Consider the following 17393-nt stretch of genomic DNA (forward strand, 5'->3'; position numbering starts at 1 on the left):
AGACCGTGTCCGATACACCGAACCGGGCCGAGCGCGCCGCCAACCTCTTCGACCTGCGCCGGATCATCGGCGGGCTGTTCGTCGCCTGGGGGGTCCTGCTGATCGTGCTCGGGCTCCTCGACGTCGGCGACGTCGACAACGCGATGAACATCAACCTCTACTCGGGCATCGGGATGCTGGTGTTGGGGCTGCTGTTCCTGCTGTGGGCGTTCACGCGCCCCCTCGGGCGCGAGTTGCGCGAGTCAGAGCAGGCGAGCGGCAGCGCCCGGAGCGACGGCGAAGGCACCCGCCGGCCGGGGGACACCGGGTCCTAGCAGCGCGAGGACCGAACCGCCGAAGCCGCCGCCGACCATCCGGGCGCCGGCGGCTCCGGCGGCCTTGAGTCGCTCCACGGTGGCTTCGACCTCGGGGACGGACGCCTCGTAGTTGTCGCGCAGCGAGGCGTGCGACTCGTCGAGCAGGTGGCCGAGCCCTTCGAGGTCGCCCGCGTCGAGCGCGAGCGCGGCGGCCTCGACGCGCTCGTTCTCGCTGACCACGTGCGCGACGCGGCGGCGGAGCGTGTCGTCGAGACCCTCGAAGTCGCGCGCGTCCCGCAGGCTCGTGATGCCGAGCGCCTCGCACGCCGCGCGGCACTCGGCACGGCGCTCGTTGTAGCCACCGGCGGCGTGCGTGTGCGTGGCGCCGGAATCCACGGTCACGAGCTGCCACTCGCCGAGGTCGAGCGGATGCGGGTCCACGTCGAGGCTGCGGAAGTCGATCCGCAGCACGTGCCCGTCCCGCGAGCACAGTGAGGCGAGCTGGTCCAGCAGCCCGGTCTCGGCGCCGACCCAGTCGTTCTCCACGCGCGAGCACAGCTGCGCCAGCTCGAGGAGGTCGTCGGGCTCGCGGCCGAGCAGCGCGAGCGCCAGCGCCGCCTCGAGCGCCGCGCTGGAGGACAGGCCGCTGCCCTGCGGGACGTCGCCGCTGATGGTCAGGTGCGCGGGGGCGACGTCGAATCCCGCGGCGCGCAGCTCGCCCACCATCCCGCGCGCGAACGCGCGCCAGCCCTCGGCGCGCTCGGGCGCGTCGAACTCGTCCCGTTCGCCCAGATCGAGGGCGTCGACGGTGAACATGCGCGCCGGCTCGGCCGTCACGGTGACACCCCGCTCGATCGCGAACGGCATCGCGAGCCCGTCGTTGTAGTCGGTGTGCTCGCCGATCAGGTTCACCCGACCGGGGCCGAACGCGCGCACGCTCACGGTTGACCGCCGCGGGAGCGGGGTAACGAGCCGTCATGAGGGAGACGCGCCGGGAGTTCCTGGCGGCCGCGGCCGGTGCCGCGCTGGTGCTGGCGGGCTGTGGCGGATCGTCGCGCTCGGACGGCGCCCAGGTGACGCTCGACTTCTGGAACGGCTTCACCGGCGGCGACGGGCCGCAGATGCTCGCGCTGGTGCAGGCGGTGGAGAAGGAACATCCCGAGATCCGCGTGCGGATGGTGACCGCGCGCTGGGAGGACTTCTACACGAAGCTGCCGGCCGCCGTGGCGAGCGGCGAAGGGCCGGACGTCGCCCTCATGCACGTCGACCAGATCCCCACGAACGCCGCCCACCGCACCATCATGCCGCTCGACGACCTCGTCCGTGACCTCGATCTGCAGGAGGACGACTTCGCCGCGCCGGTCTGGCGCGCCGGGGCGGTGGACGGCCGACGCTACGGCGTGCCGCTCGACATGCACCCGATCGGGCTCTATGCCAACCAGCAGGTGCTGTCTGAGGCAGGGCTCGATCCCGAGAGCCTGCCCACGACGCGCGACGAATATGAGTCCGCGCTCGAAGAGCTCAAGGGCAAGGGCGTCCAAGGGCACTGGGTGACGCCGTTCTTCTTCACCGGCGGGCACCAGTTCATGTCGCTGCTGTGGCAGTTCGGCGGCGACCTGACCGACCCGGAGGCCACGCGTGCGACGTGGAACTCGGACGCGGGCGTGGAGGCGCTGGAGTGGATGCGGAGCCTGATCGCCAAGGGCTACTCGCCCCGCAACGTCGGCCAGGACGCGGACTCGATCGCATTCAAGAACGGCCAGAACGCGTTCATCTGGAACGGCGCGTGGGCGATCGGCGACTACGGCTCGACCGAGGGCCTGGAGTGGACGCTCGCGCCGCTGCCGAAGATCGGGAGCGTGGCGGCCGCCTGGTCGAACTCCCACAACTTCACCGTCATGCGCCAGCCCACGCCGGATCCGCAGCGGCTGGAAGCGGTGAAGGTGCTGATCGACGGCGTCACCCGCTCGCCCGCGTGGGCCGAGGCGGGGCAGATCCCCGCGCGCCGGAGCGCCCGTGAGAGCGAGGCGTTCCGCAAGCTCGAGGCGCAGTCCGCGCTCGCCCGGCAGGTGCCCGATCTGCGCTTCGCGGCCGCGGCGCCCGGGCTGTCCGACGTGCGCGAGTCGACGCTGGACATCGCCGTCGCGCAGGCCATCAACGGCTCGCGTCCCGTGCGGGAGGCGCTCGACGACAGCGCGCGCCGGGCGAACGAGCTGCTCGCGCTCAACCGGGAGAAGTACGGCACATGAAGCGCGCCACGCCCTGGCTGTTCCTCGCGCCGTACCTGCTGCTCTTCAGCGCCTTCGTCGCCGCGCCGGTCCTCTACGGCCTGTGGATGTCCCTGCACAACTGGGACCAGTTCCTGCCGGAGAAGCCGTTCATCGGGCTGGAGAACTACGCGAACCTGTTCACGCCCGGCTCGGCCAAAGCGGGCCCGTTCTGGGACGCGATGCTCGCCACGGGCATCTTCACGCTCTTCAGCGTCCCGCTGCTCGTGGTGCTGCCGCTGGGCGTCGCGCTGCTGCTCAACCGCCGCTTCAAGGGCCGTGCCGTGTTCCGCGCGATCTACTTCGCGCCCTATGTCCTGGGCGTGGTGGTCGTCAGCATGGTGTTCCGTTTCGTGCTGGACCCGAACATCGGCGCGCTCAACCACCTGCTCGGGACGACGACGCCGTGGACCACCGCGCTCCCATGGGCGTGGGTGTCGCTGATCGGCATGACCGTGTGGTGGACGCTCGGCTTCAACGCCGTCATCTACCTCGCCGGCCTGCAGGACATCGACCGCTCGCTCTACGACGCCGCCGCGGTGGACGGCGCCGGCCGCTGGCAGCAGTTCTGGAACGTCACCCTGCCGTCGCTGCGGCCGGTGACCGTGTTCGTGGTCACGGTGACGATCCTCGCCTCGGCGAACTTGTTCGGCCAGTCTTACCTGATGACACAGGGCGCGCCCGAGGAGAGGACCCGCTCGGCGATCATGTTCATCGCCGAGGAAGGCTTCCAGGACTTCAACCTCGGCTCCGCCGCGGCGATGAGCTACGTGCTCGCCATGTTCCTGATGGCGCTCAGCGCGGGTGTGTTCTTCTTCTTCCGCAAGCGGGGTGCGGCGTGAAGCGCGCATGGGTGTGGGTGGCGTTGATCGCGCTGTCGGTCATCTACCTCGCGCCGATCTTGTGGATGTTGGTGACCGCGTTCAAGACCGAGGAGGAGTCGGCCGCCTCACCGCCGACATTGCTGCCGTCGCAGTGGTCGACGGAGGCGCTCGACACGATCTTCTCCTCCTCCGCGCAGACGCCGGTGCCGCGCTGGTTCGTGAACTCACTCGTCGCCGCGCTCGGCACCGGCCTGGTGGTCGTGCTCACGGCCGCCCCCGCCGCGTACGCGTTGGCGCGCATGGAGTTTCCGGGCAAGCGCCTCGTGTTCGGGTTGATCGTGGCGACGCTGTTCGTGCCGCCCATCATCTTCCTGGCACCTAACTATGAGATCGTGGAAGCACTCGGCTGGCTGGACTCCCTTCCGGCGGTGATCTTCCCCGTCTCGGCCGGCGCGTTCGGTGTCTTCTTCCTGCGTCAGTTCTTTGTCGGTCTCCCGAAGGAGCTCGAGGAGGCAGCGCTGCTGGACGGCGCGAACCGCCTGCAGGTGTTCCTGCGGATCGTGGTCCCGCTCTCGCGCCCGGCGCTCGCGACGCTCTTCCTGCTGTCGGTCTTGACGAACTGGAACGACTTCCTGTGGCCGCTGTACGTGCTCTTCAACCCGGAGAACCTGACGCTCGGCCCCGGTCTCGGGTTGCTACAGGGCGCCAACCAGACCAACTACGCGCTGCTCATGGCCGGCGGCCTGGTCGCCAGCGTGCCGGTGCTCATCCTGTTCGCCGTCGCCCAGCGCTACATCATCGAAGGCGTCTCGCGCAGCGGGCTCAAAGGGTGAAGGTCTACGACGGATATTTCGCCGACCCGTTCGTGTTGCGTCTGCCCGAGGGTGGCTACGCCGCGTACGGCACGGGGTCGATGGTCGACGGCCGCGCGTTCGAGATCCTGCGGTCCGCGGACCTCGTGCACTGGGAACGGGTGGGTGGAGCGCTGGAGCCGCTCGACGGCTTCACCGACTACTGGGCGCCCGAGGTCGCGTTCCACGACGGTGCCTACTACCTGTACTACTCGCCCGGCGTCGGAGACCAGGGACACCGTGTGCGGGTGGCGGTGTGCGAGTCACCCTGGGGCCCGTTCCGTGATGCGGGTGTGGTGCTGACTCCCGGCGAGCGCTTCGCGATCGACGCGAGCCCGTTCCGTGACGCTGACGGTCAGTGGTACCTGTACTACGCGTGTGACGTGCTCGAGGGCGAGCGCGTCGGCACGACCGTCGCCGTCGACCGCCTGGTGACGATGACCGAGGTGGCCGGCGAGCCGCGCGTGCTCCTGCGCGCTTCCGACGACTGGCAGATCTTCCTACGCGACCGTGAGATGTACGGCGCCGTCTATGACTGGCACACACTGGAAGGCCCGTTCGTGGTCCGGCGGGACGGGCGCTACGTGCTGTTCTACTCCGGTGGTTCATGGGAACGCGACACCTACGGCGTCTCGTACGCGATCGCCGACCACCCGCTCGGGCCGTTCACCGAACCCGAGGTCGGACCGGTGGTGCTCCGCGACGGCCGCGGGCACAACTGCGTCGTCGACGACTCGATCGTCTACCACGCGTGGGAGGGCGAGCGGCGCGTGATGTGCGTCGCGCCCCTGCGATGGGACGGGCTCAGGCCTCGAGCCGTTCCCGCATGACCCGGATCGCCTCAGGGCTCTCGTCGATCAGCAGATAACGACGGCCGAGCTTGGCCGCGACCGCTCCGAGCGTCCCGGAGCCCGCGAACGGGTCCAGGCACAGGTCCCCGGGCCGGGAGCTCGCCTGCACGAAGCGGCGCAGCAACCCCTCCGGCTTCTGTGTCGGGTAACCCGTCTTCTCACGGCCCGTGGGGGAGACGATGGTGTGCCAGATGACGGACGTGGGCCGCTTGCCCTTGGCGGCCTTCTCGGGCGTCACCAGCCCGGGCGCCATGTACGGCTCACGGTCCACGCTCTCACTGTCGAAGTAGTACTCGCGCGGATCCTTCACGTACACGAGGATCGTGTCGTGCTTCTGCGGCCAGCGGCCCTTCGGCTTGGCGCCGTAGTCGTAGGCCCAGATCAGCTCGTTGAGGAAGTTCTCGCGACCGAACAGCTCGTCAAGGAAAAGCTTGACGTAATGAGCCTCGCGGTAGTCGACGTGCAGGTAGAGGGTGCCGGTCGGGTCGAGCACCCGCCACAGCTCCTCCAGCCGCGGGGCGAGGAAGCCCAGGTAGTCGTCGAAGTGATCCTTGTATGACGATTCCGCCAAGAGCTTGGTGGTGTAGCGACGGCCACCGAAGCCGACGCGGTCACCGTCGTCGGCGGGGGTCATCACCAGTGAACGGCGGGTCTGCGTGCGCCCGGTGTTGAACGGTGGATCCGCGTACACCATCTGCGCCATCGCGTCAGGCAGCTCGCGCAGGTGAGTGAGGTTGTCGCCCTCGAGGATCAGCGCCGGCCGCCCGTCAACACTGCGGCGGCACCGAGCGCGATGTACACCGCGCCGGTGACGCGGTGCCCGTGGCGAAAGCCCTTCAGCCGCTGGGCGGCGGTGGAGGCGGCGAAGGCGTAGGCGCAGTCGAGTGCGAACCCGAGCGCGCCCAGCACGGCGCCGAGCACCAGGATCTGCGTCGCGACCGGGCCGCGGCCAGGATCGACGAACTGCGGCAGGAAGGCGAGGAAGAACAGCGTCACCTTCGGATTCAGCAGCTGCACGACGATCGCCTGTCGGTACGCGCTGCCGCGCGGGGTCTGCGCGGCAGCGTCGCCGCCGCGGCTGAGCAGCGCCTTCACGCCGAGGAAGACGAGGTAGGCCGCGCCCGCGTAGCGGATCACGTCGTAGGCGGTGTCCGAGGACGCGATCAGCGCGCTCAGTCCCACCGCGGCAGCGACCACGTTGATCGCCGTGCCCGTCAACAGCCCGAGCGCCGATGCGATCCCGGCCGAGCGGCCCTCCGCCATCGAGCGCGTGGCGATGTAGACCATGTTCGGCCCCGGGATCGCGATCAGCGCGAGCGCGGCGAGAGCGAACAGGGCGAGCGTGGACGCGGACGGCACCCGCCGAGCCTATCGGCGCGCCCGGGGGAATCGCCCTCTGGGCGATTCCCCGAGCGACGTGAGCCGCAAGGCGAGCGTCGCCACCGTCAGAGCAGGTCGGATATCAGCGCTGCCGCGCGGGTCGCGCCGTAGGTGTCCACCGCGAGGTATTCCGGCTGGCGGCCGATCTCCTGCGCGATGGCGTCCGCGATCTGCTCCGGCCCGTCGGTCTCGAAGTCCATGAAGCGGCCCGCGCCGTAGCGCTCGAGCCGGTGGCGCACGTGGAAGTTCTGCTCGAAGTGGTGGCGCAGCGGGAACGCGAGGAAGGGGCGCTGGTTGGCGGTCAGCTCCATCGCGGTCGTCAGCCCGCCCTGGACGACGGCCAGGTCGCACGCCGCCAGGTGCTGGTAGAGGTCGCGGACGTACGCGCGGATCTCCAGCCCGGGATGCGGGGGCAGCGTCGCCGGGTCGATCCGCGGGCCGGCCACGACGATCATTCGCAGCCCCGGCACGCGCTCCCGGGCCAGCGGGTACGCGGCGATCACGCTCCGCAGCAGCGCGCCGCCGACCCCCGAGCCGCCGACCGTGACCAGGCAGACCGGCTCGGGACCGTACCCGAGCGCGCTGCGGAGCCGCTCGCGGTCCGGCACCGGCGCGAAGCCGGTCACGTAGCCGGGGAAGTCGAAGTGTCGCTCGGTCCAGTCGCGGATCAGCGGCAGGTCGGCGCCGAACGCGTCGGGGACCACGTCGTCGGGTTCGCCGACGAACAGCGCGCGGTCGCGCAGCCCGGGATGGCGGTCGATGTGCTCGATCATCTCGGCGTTGTAGTCGGCGGTCAGCGCGGCCTCCCCGTCCACCGGCAGCCAGCCGACGAAGTCCGTCAGCCACACGTAGGGCGCGCGCTTGAGGGAGGGATTCTCGTGCAGGAAGTAGTCGAGCTCCCACGCCTCGTCGCCGATCCAGAGGTCGTAGTCCTGCGCCTCCACGACGTCGTGGAAGACCATGAAGTTCGCGATCAGGATCTCGTCCATCCGGCGCCAGGCCTGGAAGCAGTGCAGGTCGTGCTCGGCCGACTCGGACTCGAAGTGCGCGGACTCGTTGGCCAGGTGCGCGCTCGCCGGGTGGATGCGCTCACCCTCGGCCTCGAGCACGCGCGTGACGGGATTCTGCGCGAGCCAGTCGATGTCGAGGTCGGGGTGCAGGCGGCGCAGATCCTGCGCGATCGCGACGTCGCGGCGCGCGTGGCCGAGGCCGATGGGGGAGGAGACGAACAGCGCGCGGGGGCGCTTGGAGCGGACGCGCCGCGGCGGCTGGCCGCCCGCGAACTCGTATAGGAGCCGGTTGACCTCCACGGGCTTGCGCGCCTGCGGCCCGTGGCCGACTCCCTCCATCGTCACCAGCCGTCCGCCGGTGGCCTCCGCCAGCGCGGCGCCCTGCGCGTGCGGCCGGATGCGGTCGTCGTCGCCGTGGATGACCAGGACCGGACACTGGATCCGTGAGACCGTGTCCTCGAACGACTCCAGCCGGCACAGGGAGAGCGCCGACATGGTGTTCGCGAGCGTCTCCGGGTCGGTCTCCAGCGCCCACTCGATGCAGTCCTCGATCTGCTTGGTCGAGTGCGGCTCGGTGAACATCTCGCCGAAGAAGAACTCCAGGAACCCGCGGTAGTCCTTGCGCCAGTAGTGGCGGTTGTACTTCGCCCACGGGTCGGTGGAGCCGGTCAGGTCCTCCTCGAAGCGGGCGCAGATCGCCCGCTCCGGGTGATTGGGCGCGAGCGAGGTCGAAGGGCCGATGTAGGCCACGCCGCGTACGCGCTCCGGGTGGTTCGCGGCCAGCAGCGTCGCCCACAGCGCGCCGCACGACAGACCCGCGAGGAAGGCCTCGCGGGTCTCGGTCGCGTCCAGGACAGCGAGCGCGTCGGCCGCGAACTCGGCCTCCGCGTACGCCTCGACGCCGGGCGGGCGGTCCGACTTCCCGTTCCCGCGTCCGTCGAACGTGATCACGCGGAAATGCCGCGCCAGGTACGCGATCTGGGCCTTCCACAGGCGCGAGTGGATGATCGACCACGTCGGCAGCAGCAGGATCGTGTCGCGCCCGCTCCCGGAGACCTCGTAGAACAGCCGCACGCCGTTGCGGGTGACGTAGCCCTCGTGGTTCGGGTGGCGGGCGCGGCTCACCGGCGGACCTCGAACACGAGGTTGAACGGCGTCTCGGCCACGCGCCGGAAGCGCGTGAAGCCGGCGGCGGTGACGACGTCGCGCAGCCGCGCCTCGCCGGCCTGCGCGCCGAGCGCGAGCCCGACGTCCTGGCTGAGCGACGCGGGCGTGCACACGAGCGTGGACACGGCGTAGTAGACGCGGCCGACCGGGTTCAGGTTCTCCTCGACCGTGTCGCCGGCGAACGGCTCCACCAGCAGCCACGTGCCGTCCGCGGCGAGCGCCTGGCGGATGTGGTGCGCGGCGCGGACCGGGTCGCCCATGTCGTGCAGGCAGTCGAACGTGGTCACGAGGTCGTAGTCGTGGCCGGGGAAGTCCTGCGCGCTGGCGACCTGGAAGCTGGCGGCGCTGGCCTTCGCGTTGGCCGCCGCGATCGACGCGTCGTGGTAGTCGAAGCCGCGCACGTCGGAGGCGGGGTAGGCGTCGGCCATGATCAGGGTGCTGGCGCCGTGGCCGCAGCCGACATCGGCGACGCGCGCGCCGGCGCGCAGCTTGTCCTCGACGCCCTCGAGCGCGGGAATCCAGGTCTGCGTGAGGTTGTGCTGATAGCCGGGGCGGAAAAAGCGTTCGCAGCCCTCGAACAGGTCGTGGCCGTGCTGGTGCCAGCCGACGCCGGCGCCGCTCTTGAACGCCTCGGCGATCTTCGGCTCGTCCCGCACCGCGGCGGTCATCAGCTGGAACGCGCCCGGGAGGAAGACGGGGCTGTCCTCCTCGGCGAGCGCCATCGCGTGCTCGGCGGGGAGCGCGTAGCGGCCGTCCTCGTAGGCGACGTAGCCGCCCGCGGCCTGCGCGTTGAGCCACTCGCGCACGTAGCGCTCGCTCGTCTGGGTCTTGTCCGCGAGCTCGCGCGGCGTGAGCGCGCCGGCGCCGGCCATCGCCTTGTAGAGGCCGAGCCGGTCGCCGATCACCACAAGGGCGGCGTTGAGCGTCGCGCCGAGCTCACCCACCGCGGTCATGACGAAGTCCTGGAGCTTGGCCTCGTCGATTGTCTGTGTCGTCATGGCGCGACGCTAGATCTGCGGTTGCGGCGCTCGCATCGGGAGGGGGTCCTGGTCCTGGGTCAGGACCCGCGCCAGCGCGGTGCGCGAGTCGATCGCGAGCTTGCGGTAGACGCTCTGCAGGTGGTGGTCGACGGTCTTGGGCGAGAGGAACAGCTTGCCCGCGGCCTCGCGGATCGTGTGGCCCTCGGCGAGGATCAGCGCGACCTGCAGCTCGCGCGGGGTGAGCGCGTCGAGCGTGAGCGGGGTCCGACGGCGGGCGGTCTCGCCGCTGGCCTGCAGCTCCCGGCGGGCGCGCTCCGCCCAGGGGACCGCGCCGAGCGCGTCGAAGGCGGCGATCGCGGCGCGGAGCGGCTCGCGAGCCTGGCTGCGCCGCTTGGCGCGCCGCAGCGCCTCACCCTGGGCGAGCAGGGTGCGGGCGGTCTCGAAGCGATCCGGCGTGTGGGCGTGCAGGGCAAGCGCGGCGTCGTAGTCGCCGCGCGCGCGGGCGAGGCGGGCGAGCGACCAGGGCTGGCCCTTGGCCTGCGCCGCGGCGGCGAACGCGTCCAGCGGCGTCTCCGGCACGAGCCCGGCGAGCTCGGGCGCGGGTGAGACGTCGGGGTCGGCGATGCCGCGGTCGTCGAGCAGGTGCTGCTTGGCGGTGAGGTGGGTGATCGCGGCGTCGAGGTTGCCGCGGCCGAGCTCGAGCTCCGCGTGCGCGTCCAGCGCCCACAGCTCGAAGAACGCGAGCCCGCGCTGCCGGGCGAGCTGCAGGGCCTCGGCGGCGTGCGGGGTCTCGCGCCCCTGGCGGGCCTCGACGCACGCGAGGCCGGCGAGCGCCGCGCACAGGTTCGTGGCCTGGCCGGTCTCGCGCGCGAGCCGGATCGCCTCCTCATAGAGCGCGACCGCGACGTGCGGGCGGTCCGACGTGGCCGCGTCCCGCGCGGCGAGCCACAGCGGAAGCGGCAGCTCGCCGACCGCGCCCTGGCGGCGGGCGGTCTCAGTCGCGCGCTGGATGAGCTCCCGCCCGCGCTCGGCTTCTCTGAGCCACAGCGCGCCGGTCGCGGCCGCCGCGAGCAGCGCCGGGTCCGAGGAGTCGTCCAGCAGCGCGGTCGCCTCCCGCAGCAGCGGGACGCCCGCGTCGTCGCCGTTGTAGATGAGCGCCATGCCGAGCGCGAGCGTCGCCCGGACCCGCGTGCGGACGGGCGCCGCGGGCGTGAGCGCCGCCCACGCCGCGCGGGCGGTCGCGAGCATGCGCGCGGGATCGGCGGCGCAGATCGCGGCGTCGGTGGCCTGCGCGAGCATCTCGGCCGCGCGCTCGGGCGGCGCCTCGCGCGCGGCCGCGACGAGCACGTTGTGGGCCAGCTGCACGTGCCCGCCGTGCAGGGCCGCGTGGCCGCGCAGATGGTCGATCTCGACTCGCAGCGGCGGGTCGGTGCACAGCTCCCGCGCCTCGGCCAGACGCTCGTCGGCGCGCTCGGCGTGCCCGGCGAGCCACGCGGCCTCCGCCGCGTGGAAGAGCCGCTGCGCCCGGCGGGGCTGGTCGGCCGTGAGCCGCGCGGCCCGCTCGAGCGAGCTCGCCGCGGCCGTGTACGCGCCCCGGCCTCGGGCGCGCAGCCCGGCCCGCTCGAGTTCCTCCGCCACCCCGTCGTCCGGCCCGAGCGCCGCCGCCGCTCGATGCCACGCCCGCCGGTCCGGGTCCGGCTCCACCCGCGCGAGGGCGGCGTGCGCGGTTCGCCGCTCGTCCGGCGCGGCGCACCGGTACGCCGCCGAGCGCGCAAGGGGATGGCAGAAGCGGACGCGATCGAGCGCGAGGGTGATGAGGCCGGCCCGCTCGGCGGCGGCGAGCGGCGCGAGGACCGCGGCGGCGCCGCCGGCCGCGCCGCTCGTGCCGGCTGGGCCGCTCGTGCCGGTCGGGCCGGTCGGGCCGTTCGTGCCGCTCGTGCCGGTCGGGCCGCTGCCGCCGGCCGCGCCGCTCACGCCTGGCGCCGCCATATCTCTTGCGGCGGCCGCGATCACGCCCAGATCTCCCTCCTCGTCGGCGGCCGCCAGCGCGAGCAGGCGCCGGGCCGGCTCCGGCAAGCCCCGCACGCGCGCGGCGAAGGTCTCCTCGACGCTCGTGCGCACGGGCACGGCCGGTTCCAGCGCAAGCCCGGCGGCGGACGCGGCCAGCTCGACCAGCGCGAGTGGGTTGCCGAGGGTCGCCTCGAAGGCGCGGTCGGCGGCGCCCGGGGGCAGCGGGCGGCCCGCGTGGCGCTCGAGCAGCGCGGCGGCGGTCGCGCGGTCCAGGCCGGACAGCGACAGCTCGGGCAGGTCGAGGCGGACGCGGCTCGCGACCAGGATCGCGAGCGCGTCGGCGAGCAGGCGGCGGGCCGCGAACAGGATCGCGGCCAGGGAGGACGCGTCGAGCCACTGGGCGTCGTCGATCACGACGAGCACCGGCGCCTGCTCCGCGCACGCGGTCAGGAGCGTCAGGGTCGCGGCGCCGATCAGGAAGCGGTCTCCGGCCGCGCCCTCGGCGAGCCCGAGCGCCGCGCGCAACGCGGCGGCCTGGGGCGCCGGCAGGGTGTCCACGCGGTCGAGCACGGGCCGCAGCAGCGAAAGCAGGCCGGCGAACGGGATCTCGGACTCGGACTCGACGCCGGTCGCGCGCAGGACGGTCATCCCGGACGCGCTCGACAGCGCGTACTCGAGCAGCGCGGTCTTGCCGATGCCCGCTTCGCCGGTGATCGTCAACGCCTCGCTGGTGCCGAGGCGCGCGTTGGCGAGCAGCCGGTCGATGCGGGCCAGCTCTTCGGCGCGGCCGATCACCATGGCGCGATCCTACGGTCCGGCGACCGTGCCACGCTAGGGCTCGCCGATGATCGCCCGGGTCGAGCCGCTCACCACCACGCGCCGCCTGTCGGGCCCGTTCGACTACAAGGCCGACGGGCTCGCGCTGGACGTCGGCTCGATCGTGCGGATCCCGTTCGGGCACCAGCAGCTCGACGGCGTGGTGGTCGCGCTGACCGACAGCACGGACGTGCCTGAGGAGAAGCTCGTCGTGCCCACGGACGTGCGCGACGACAGCGTCCCGCGCGACCTCGTCGACACCGCGCTGTGGATCGCCGAGGAGTACTGCTCCACGCCCGCGCGGGCGCTGCAGATCGTCACGCCGCCGCCCGGCAAGGCCAAGACGTACCTCTTTGCGGAGCCCACGGGTGAGACCGGCAAGCTCACCGCCAAGCAGCAGGAGCTGATGGAGCGGCTCCCCGGCCCGGCCGGCAAGGACCTCGCCGCGCTGCGCCGGCTCGAGGCGCGCGGCCTGGTGACCATCAGCGAGCGCACGGAGCGTCGCGTCCCGCGCACGAACGCCACCGAGGACCGCGCGCACGAGCTCACGCAGCCCCAGGTGGAAGCGCTCAAGGCGATCGACGAAGGCGGCTCGCACCTGCTGCACGGCGTGACCGGCTCGGGCAAGACCGAGGTCTACCTGCGCGCGGCGCAGGCGTGCCTGGAGCGCGGCGAAGGCGTGATCGTGCTCGTGCCGGAGATCGCGCTCACGCCGCAGACCGTCGCGCGCTTCCAGGCCCGCTTCGGGGACACGGTCGCGCTGCTGCACTCGGCCCTGTCGGAGGGCGAGCGCTACGACGAGTGGCGCCGTCTGCGCACCAACGAGGCGCGGATCGCGGTGGGCCCGCGCTCCGCCGTCTTCGCGCCCGTGGACAATCTCGGCCTGATCGTGGTCGACGAGGAGCACGACGCGTCCTACAAGCAGGACGGCGACCCGCGCTACGACGCCCGCCACGTCGCCGCTTTCCGCGCCTACCAGTCCGGCGCGCGGCTCGTGGCGGGGAGCGCGACACCGCGGCCCGAGACCGTCCACACCATGCACCGGCTGCGGCTCCCCGCGCGCGTGGAGGCCGCCGGCAAGAAGCCGCTCGTGTTCGCCGAGGACCCGGCGCCGCCCGGCGTCGCACCGCCGCGCCCTGCGCTCACCCCCCGCCGCGCGGACGGCCTCCCACCCGTGCGCATCCTCGACATGCGCGAGTCCCAGCACTCGCTCCACCCCGAGACGCGCCGCGCCATCCTCGCCACGCGGAAGTCGATCGTGCTGCTCAACCGCCGCGGCTGGTCGAACTTCCTCTCGTGCAAGACGTGCGGGAAGGCGTGGGAGTGCCCGCGCTGCGACGTCGCGCTCGTCCTGCACCGCGCGCAGCACGAGATCGCCTGCCATCACTGCGGCCACAAGGAGCCGGTCCCGAAGCGCTGCGACAACTGCGGCAGCCTCGCGGTCGCCCGCCATGGCGCCGGCACCGAGCGGGTCGAGCACGAACTGCGCCAGATGCTCGACGTGCCGATCTTCCGCCTGGACGCCGACACCACGAGCACCAAGGACGCGGTCCCCGAGCTGCTCGCCCGCTTCCACGCGTCGTCCTCCGGGCTGCTGCTGGGCACGCAGATGGTCGCCAAGGGCCACGACTTCCCGGACGTCACGCTCGGCGTCGTCCTCGACGCCGATTCCACGCTGCGCTTCCCCGACTTCCGCGCGGAGGAGCGCACGTTCGCGCTGATCGCGCAGCTCGCGGGGCGCGCCGGCCGCGGCCCGAAGGGTGGCCGCGTACTCGTGCAGACGCGCTCGCCCGACGCGCCGTCGATCGTCGCCGCCGCCAACCACGACAGCGACGGCTTCCTGCGCGAGGAGCTCGCCCGCCGCAAGGCGCACGAGTACCCGCCGTTCGCGGACATCATCCGGGTCGTGACGAGCGCGGCCGACCCCGACGCCGCCCGCTCCGCCGCGGCCGCCATCGCCGAGCACATCACGGTCCCCGAGACGCAGCTGCTCGGCCCGGCCCCGCTGTTCCGGCTGCGTGACCGCGAGCGCTTCCAGCTCGTGCTCAAGACCCACGAGCGCGCGGCCGCCATCCACGCGACCGGCCACGCCGTCGAGGACGCCGCGCGGGCCAAGGCCTTCAAAGAGGTCAACTTCTCGGTGGACGTCGACCCGGTCTAAGATCGACGGGTGGCCGAGGAAGCGCACGGACAAGTCGTCGAGCCGAGCGAACGGCTCGATCCCGAGACGCGCGCCCGCCGCGAGGCCGCGCTCAAGCTCGTCCGCAAGTACGGCGACCCGGTGCTCCGCTCACGCGCGCTGGAGATCAACCACTTCGACGAGGCGCTGCGCGAGGAGGTCCGTCGCATGGGCCGCCTGATGCACGACGCCTACGGCATCGGGCTCGCCGCCACGCAGGTCGGCAAGATGCACCGCCTGCTGGTCTACCGGACCGAGCTCGAGGGCTCGATCGCCGCGCTCGTCAACCCGGTGCTGGAGTGGGCGAGCAAGGACAAGGAGACCTCCGAGGAGGGCTGTCTGTCGCTGCCCGGCGTCGCCGTAGAGGTCGAGCGCCCCGTGCACGTCCGCGTCTCCGCGCTCGACGAGTACGGCAAGCCGATCCTCATCGAGGCCTCGGGCCTGGAGGCGCGGGTCATCCAGCACGAGATGGACCACCTGGACGGCGTCCTCATCCTGGACCGCGCCTCGCGCGACCAGCGCAAGCAGGCGATGAAGACGCTCCGCGAGCAGCTCGAGCCTCAGACAGCTTGAGAAACGTCTACCTCGGCACCTCCGAGTTCGCGGCCGTCGTGCTGCGCGCGCTGGCTGCGAGCGACCATCGCCCGCAGCTGGTCGTCACACGCCCGGACGCCAAGCAGGGGCGCGGCCAGAAGCTCGCCCCGCCGCCGGTCGCGGTGCTCGCGGCCGAGCTCGGCATCCCGTTCATCCAGCCCGCCGACCTGCACGCGCCGGAGACGCTGCAGGCGATCGCGGAAGTCCAGCCCGAGGTGCTCACCACCTGCGCCTACGGCGTGCTGATCAAAGAGCCGCTGCTCAGCGACTACGAGATGATCAACGTGCACCCGTCGCTGCTGCCGCGCTGGCGCGGGGCGGCGCCGATCGAGCGCTCGATCATGGCCGGCGACGCCGAGACCGGCGTGGCGATCATGCGCGTCACCGCCGGCTGGGACTCGGGGCCCGTCTACGCGTTGGGGCGCGAGCCGATCCGGGAGGACGACGACTACGGCACGCTCGTCCCGCGCCTGGAGGAGCTCGGCGCGCGCCTGCTGGTGCAGGTCCTCGACGAGCGTCCCCAGCCGGTCGAGCAGGACGAGTCCGGCGTCACCTACGCGAACAAGATCGGCGCGCGCGAGCGCGCGCTGGACCCGACGCAGACGCCGGAGGAAGTCGAGCGCACGATCCGCGCGCTGCGCCCGCACATCGGGTCCCGCCTGCCGCTGCCCGACGGCACGTTCCTGGGCGTGACCGCGGCGCGCGTCGACGGGCCGACCCGGGCGCCCGCCGGCGGCCTCGTCCGCACCGACGGCCTGCGCCTGCTGCTCGACTGCCACGGCGGCGCGCTCGAGATCCTCGAGGTCAGGCCGCCCGGCGGCAAGGTCATGCCCGCCGCCGACTGGCTGCGCGGCCAGCGCGACGCCATGCTCACGAACTTCCGCTTCGACCCCGCGCTGCCCGACCGCGGCCTGGACGAGATCCTCGAGACCGCCCAGCGCGAATGGCGCGACCCCGACGACGAGTGGCAGCCGCACGTGTGCGCGCTCGCCGCGCGTGGGGACGCGGAGACGCTCGCCGCGCTCGAGCCGCTCGCCCGCTCCGACAAGCCCGAGCTGCGCGAGCTCGCCGCCTACGTGGTCGGCCAGCTCGGCACGACCACGCCCGCGCTTCCGGCCGAGCAGGAGGCCGCGCTGCGCAGCATGGCCGAGCGCGAGCAGGACCCGACGGTGCTCGCGGCGATCATCTGCGCCTTCGGCCACATGGGCGCGCCGGCCGGGCACGACTGGCTGCTCGCGCAGCGCGGCCACGCGGACGTCTCTGTCCGCGAGGCCGTGGCGTTCGCGCTCGGCGGGCGACCGGGGGAGGACACCCTGGCCGCGCTGATCGAGCTGTCCGCGGACGAGGACGCGAAGGTGCGCGACTGGGCGACGTTCGCGCTCGGGACGCTGGCCCCATCGGACGGGGATGAGTTGCGGGACGCGCTGGCCGCGCGGCTGGACGATCCGGACGAGGACACGCGGATGGAAGCCGTGCACGGGCTCGCGCTGCGGGGGGATGCGCGTGCGGCTGAGCCTGCGCGCGAGCTGCTCGCCGGGCGGGATGCCTCGGACGACGGCGTGTGGCGGCGCCATTTGTTGGCGGAGACACGCGAGAGTCTGGACTCGTAGGTCGTCCGCGGGCGCCGCAGCGTTTTCGAAACGAACGGCGAACGGCTCATCGAGCGAACACGGGCCGGCGGGGGGTGACGTACATAGGTTGCGCCTAGCGCAACGTTTGTTCGTCACCCCGTTTGTTCAGAGCGCGGTTGAGCCCGAGCGTGATCGCTTCGGGCCCGGAGCAGGACGAAACGACCACTTCCGCCCACGTGGTCTCCGTAGCCCGTAACTTGACGGTACGCAGCACGGCGATGTTCGCGCCACGCGGGGCTCGGAGGGCGCTGAGCGCGGGCGCGAGGCGGAAACGCCGCTCCCTTCCCCCCTCGGTGAGCCTTCGAACCCGGTCACGGCCGCCGCGGCACGTGGACTGCCCTCCACAACGACGACGGGCGCCCAAGGGGCGCCCGTCGCACAAGCTATGTGAGACCGCCTACCAGGCCGGCGTCGCGGCCGGATCGGCGGCCGGCTCGGCCACCGCGGGCTGCTCGGCCTGGACCGCGGCCGGAGTCGGCTCGGCGGGGGCGGGCGTCTCGACCGGCGGGGCGGCCGCCTCGACCGGCGCGGCCGCCG

General features: G+C 72.6%; 14 protein-coding genes. 8 read left to right on the plus strand and 6 right to left on the minus strand.

The annotated features are described in order from the left end of the window. Positions 1-5: 5 nt before the first annotated feature. The gene (locus tag OJ962_RS26345; RefSeq protein ID WP_202952349.1) at positions 6-314 is read left to right on the plus strand and encodes a hypothetical protein; all 309 of its coding nucleotides are present in this window, start codon (positions 6-8) and stop codon (positions 312-314) included. On the opposite strand, the gene galK is transcribed toward OJ962_RS26345, so the two are convergent. After that, positions 243-1238 (minus strand): galactokinase, encoded by a 996-nt coding sequence (galK, locus tag OJ962_RS26350; protein WP_202952350.1) that lies wholly within the window; start codon positions 1236-1238, stop codon positions 243-245. The genes OJ962_RS26345 and galK overlap by 72 nt on opposite strands. A 35-nt stretch (positions 1239-1273) precedes the next feature. Between galK and OJ962_RS26355 the strand changes: the two genes are divergently transcribed. The 4 genes from OJ962_RS26355 to OJ962_RS26370 are packed head-to-tail and all read left to right on the plus strand — an operon-like array spanning position 1274 to position 5068. Next, positions 1274-2545, plus strand: a complete 1272-nt coding sequence (locus OJ962_RS26355) for an ABC transporter substrate-binding protein (protein WP_202952351.1) — start codon at positions 1274-1276, stop codon at positions 2543-2545. Beyond that, positions 2542-3405 (plus strand): carbohydrate ABC transporter permease, encoded by an 864-nt coding sequence (locus tag OJ962_RS26360; protein WP_202952352.1) that lies wholly within the window; start codon positions 2542-2544, stop codon positions 3403-3405. Before OJ962_RS26355 ends, OJ962_RS26360 begins: the two co-directional genes overlap by 4 nt. Beyond that, complete coding sequence (locus tag OJ962_RS26365; RefSeq protein ID WP_202952353.1) at positions 3402-4220, plus strand: carbohydrate ABC transporter permease; 819 nt, start codon at positions 3402-3404, stop codon at positions 4218-4220. The genes OJ962_RS26360 and OJ962_RS26365 overlap by 4 nt, the downstream gene beginning before the upstream one ends. Then, on the plus strand, positions 4217-5068 hold the full coding sequence (locus tag OJ962_RS26370; RefSeq protein WP_202952354.1) for a glycoside hydrolase family 43 protein: 852 nt from the start codon (positions 4217-4219) through the stop codon (positions 5066-5068). The genes OJ962_RS26365 and OJ962_RS26370 overlap by 4 nt, the downstream gene beginning before the upstream one ends. On the opposite strand, the gene OJ962_RS26375 is transcribed toward OJ962_RS26370, so the two are convergent. The 5 genes from OJ962_RS26375 to OJ962_RS26395 all read right to left on the minus strand — a co-directional run bounded on the left by OJ962_RS26375 (position 5043) and on the right by OJ962_RS26395 (position 12434). After that, entirely contained in the window at positions 5043-5792 is a 750-nt protein-coding gene (locus OJ962_RS26375; protein ID WP_202952355.1) for a DNA-methyltransferase, read from the minus strand. The genes OJ962_RS26370 and OJ962_RS26375 overlap by 26 nt on opposite strands. A gap of 47 nt (positions 5793-5839) precedes the next feature. Continuing rightward, on the minus strand, positions 5840-6448 hold the full coding sequence (locus OJ962_RS26380) for a LysE family translocator (RefSeq protein ID WP_202952356.1): 609 nt from the start codon (positions 6446-6448) through the stop codon (positions 5840-5842). An 86-nt stretch (positions 6449-6534) separates the two neighbouring features. Then, the gene (locus OJ962_RS26385) at positions 6535-8604 is read right to left on the minus strand and encodes an alpha/beta hydrolase (protein WP_202952357.1); all 2070 of its coding nucleotides are present in this window, start codon (positions 8602-8604) and stop codon (positions 6535-6537) included. Continuing rightward, positions 8601-9644 carry a class I SAM-dependent methyltransferase gene (locus OJ962_RS26390; protein WP_202952358.1) on the minus strand — a complete coding sequence of 348 codons (1044 nt, stop codon included), beginning with the start codon at positions 9642-9644 and terminating at the stop codon, positions 8601-8603. Before OJ962_RS26390 ends, OJ962_RS26385 begins: the two co-directional genes overlap by 4 nt. Positions 9645-9653: 9 nt before the next feature. Continuing rightward, positions 9654-12434 (minus strand): LuxR family transcriptional regulator, encoded by a 2781-nt coding sequence (locus OJ962_RS26395; RefSeq protein WP_270006712.1) that lies wholly within the window; start codon positions 12432-12434, stop codon positions 9654-9656. 46 nt (positions 12435-12480) lie between these two features. Here OJ962_RS26395 and priA point away from each other — a divergent pair, with 46 nt between their 5' ends. The 3 genes from priA to fmt are packed head-to-tail and all read left to right on the plus strand — an operon-like array spanning position 12481 to position 16835. Continuing rightward, positions 12481-14613, plus strand: coding sequence for a replication restart helicase PriA (priA, locus tag OJ962_RS26400; protein WP_202952360.1), 2133 nt, complete (start codon positions 12481-12483; stop codon positions 14611-14613). 9 nt (positions 14614-14622) lie between these two features. Next, complete coding sequence (gene def, locus OJ962_RS26405) at positions 14623-15204, plus strand: peptide deformylase (protein WP_202952361.1); 582 nt, start codon at positions 14623-14625, stop codon at positions 15202-15204. Beyond that, complete coding sequence (gene fmt / locus OJ962_RS26410; protein WP_202952362.1) at positions 15201-16835, plus strand: methionyl-tRNA formyltransferase; 1635 nt, start codon at positions 15201-15203, stop codon at positions 16833-16835. Before def ends, fmt begins: the two co-directional genes overlap by 4 nt. Positions 16836-17393 lie beyond the last annotated feature (558 nt).

Source organism: Solirubrobacter deserti (assembly GCF_027587175.1).
Lineage (GTDB): Bacteria > Actinomycetota > Thermoleophilia > Solirubrobacterales > Solirubrobacteraceae > Solirubrobacter > Solirubrobacter deserti.

Excerpts from the sequence above, each read along its gene's own strand:
- OJ962_RS26390 (WP_202952358.1), bottom strand. The coding sequence starts at position 9,644 with ATGACGACACAGACAATCGACGAGGCCAAGCTCCAGGACTTCGTCATG.
- OJ962_RS26355 (WP_202952351.1), top strand. The coding sequence starts at position 1,274 with ATGAGGGAGACGCGCCGGGAGTTCCTGGCGGCCGCGGCCGGTGCCGCG.
- priA (WP_202952360.1), top strand. The coding sequence starts at position 12,481 with ATGATCGCCCGGGTCGAGCCGCTCACCACCACGCGCCGCCTGTCGGGC.
- OJ962_RS26375 (WP_202952355.1), bottom strand. The coding sequence starts at position 5,792 with ATGGCGCAGATGGTGTACGCGGATCCACCGTTCAACACCGGGCGCACG.
- OJ962_RS26360 (WP_202952352.1), top strand. The coding sequence starts at position 2,542 with ATGAAGCGCGCCACGCCCTGGCTGTTCCTCGCGCCGTACCTGCTGCTC.
- OJ962_RS26395 (WP_270006712.1), bottom strand. The coding sequence starts at position 12,434 with ATGGTGATCGGCCGCGCCGAAGAGCTGGCCCGCATCGACCGGCTGCTC.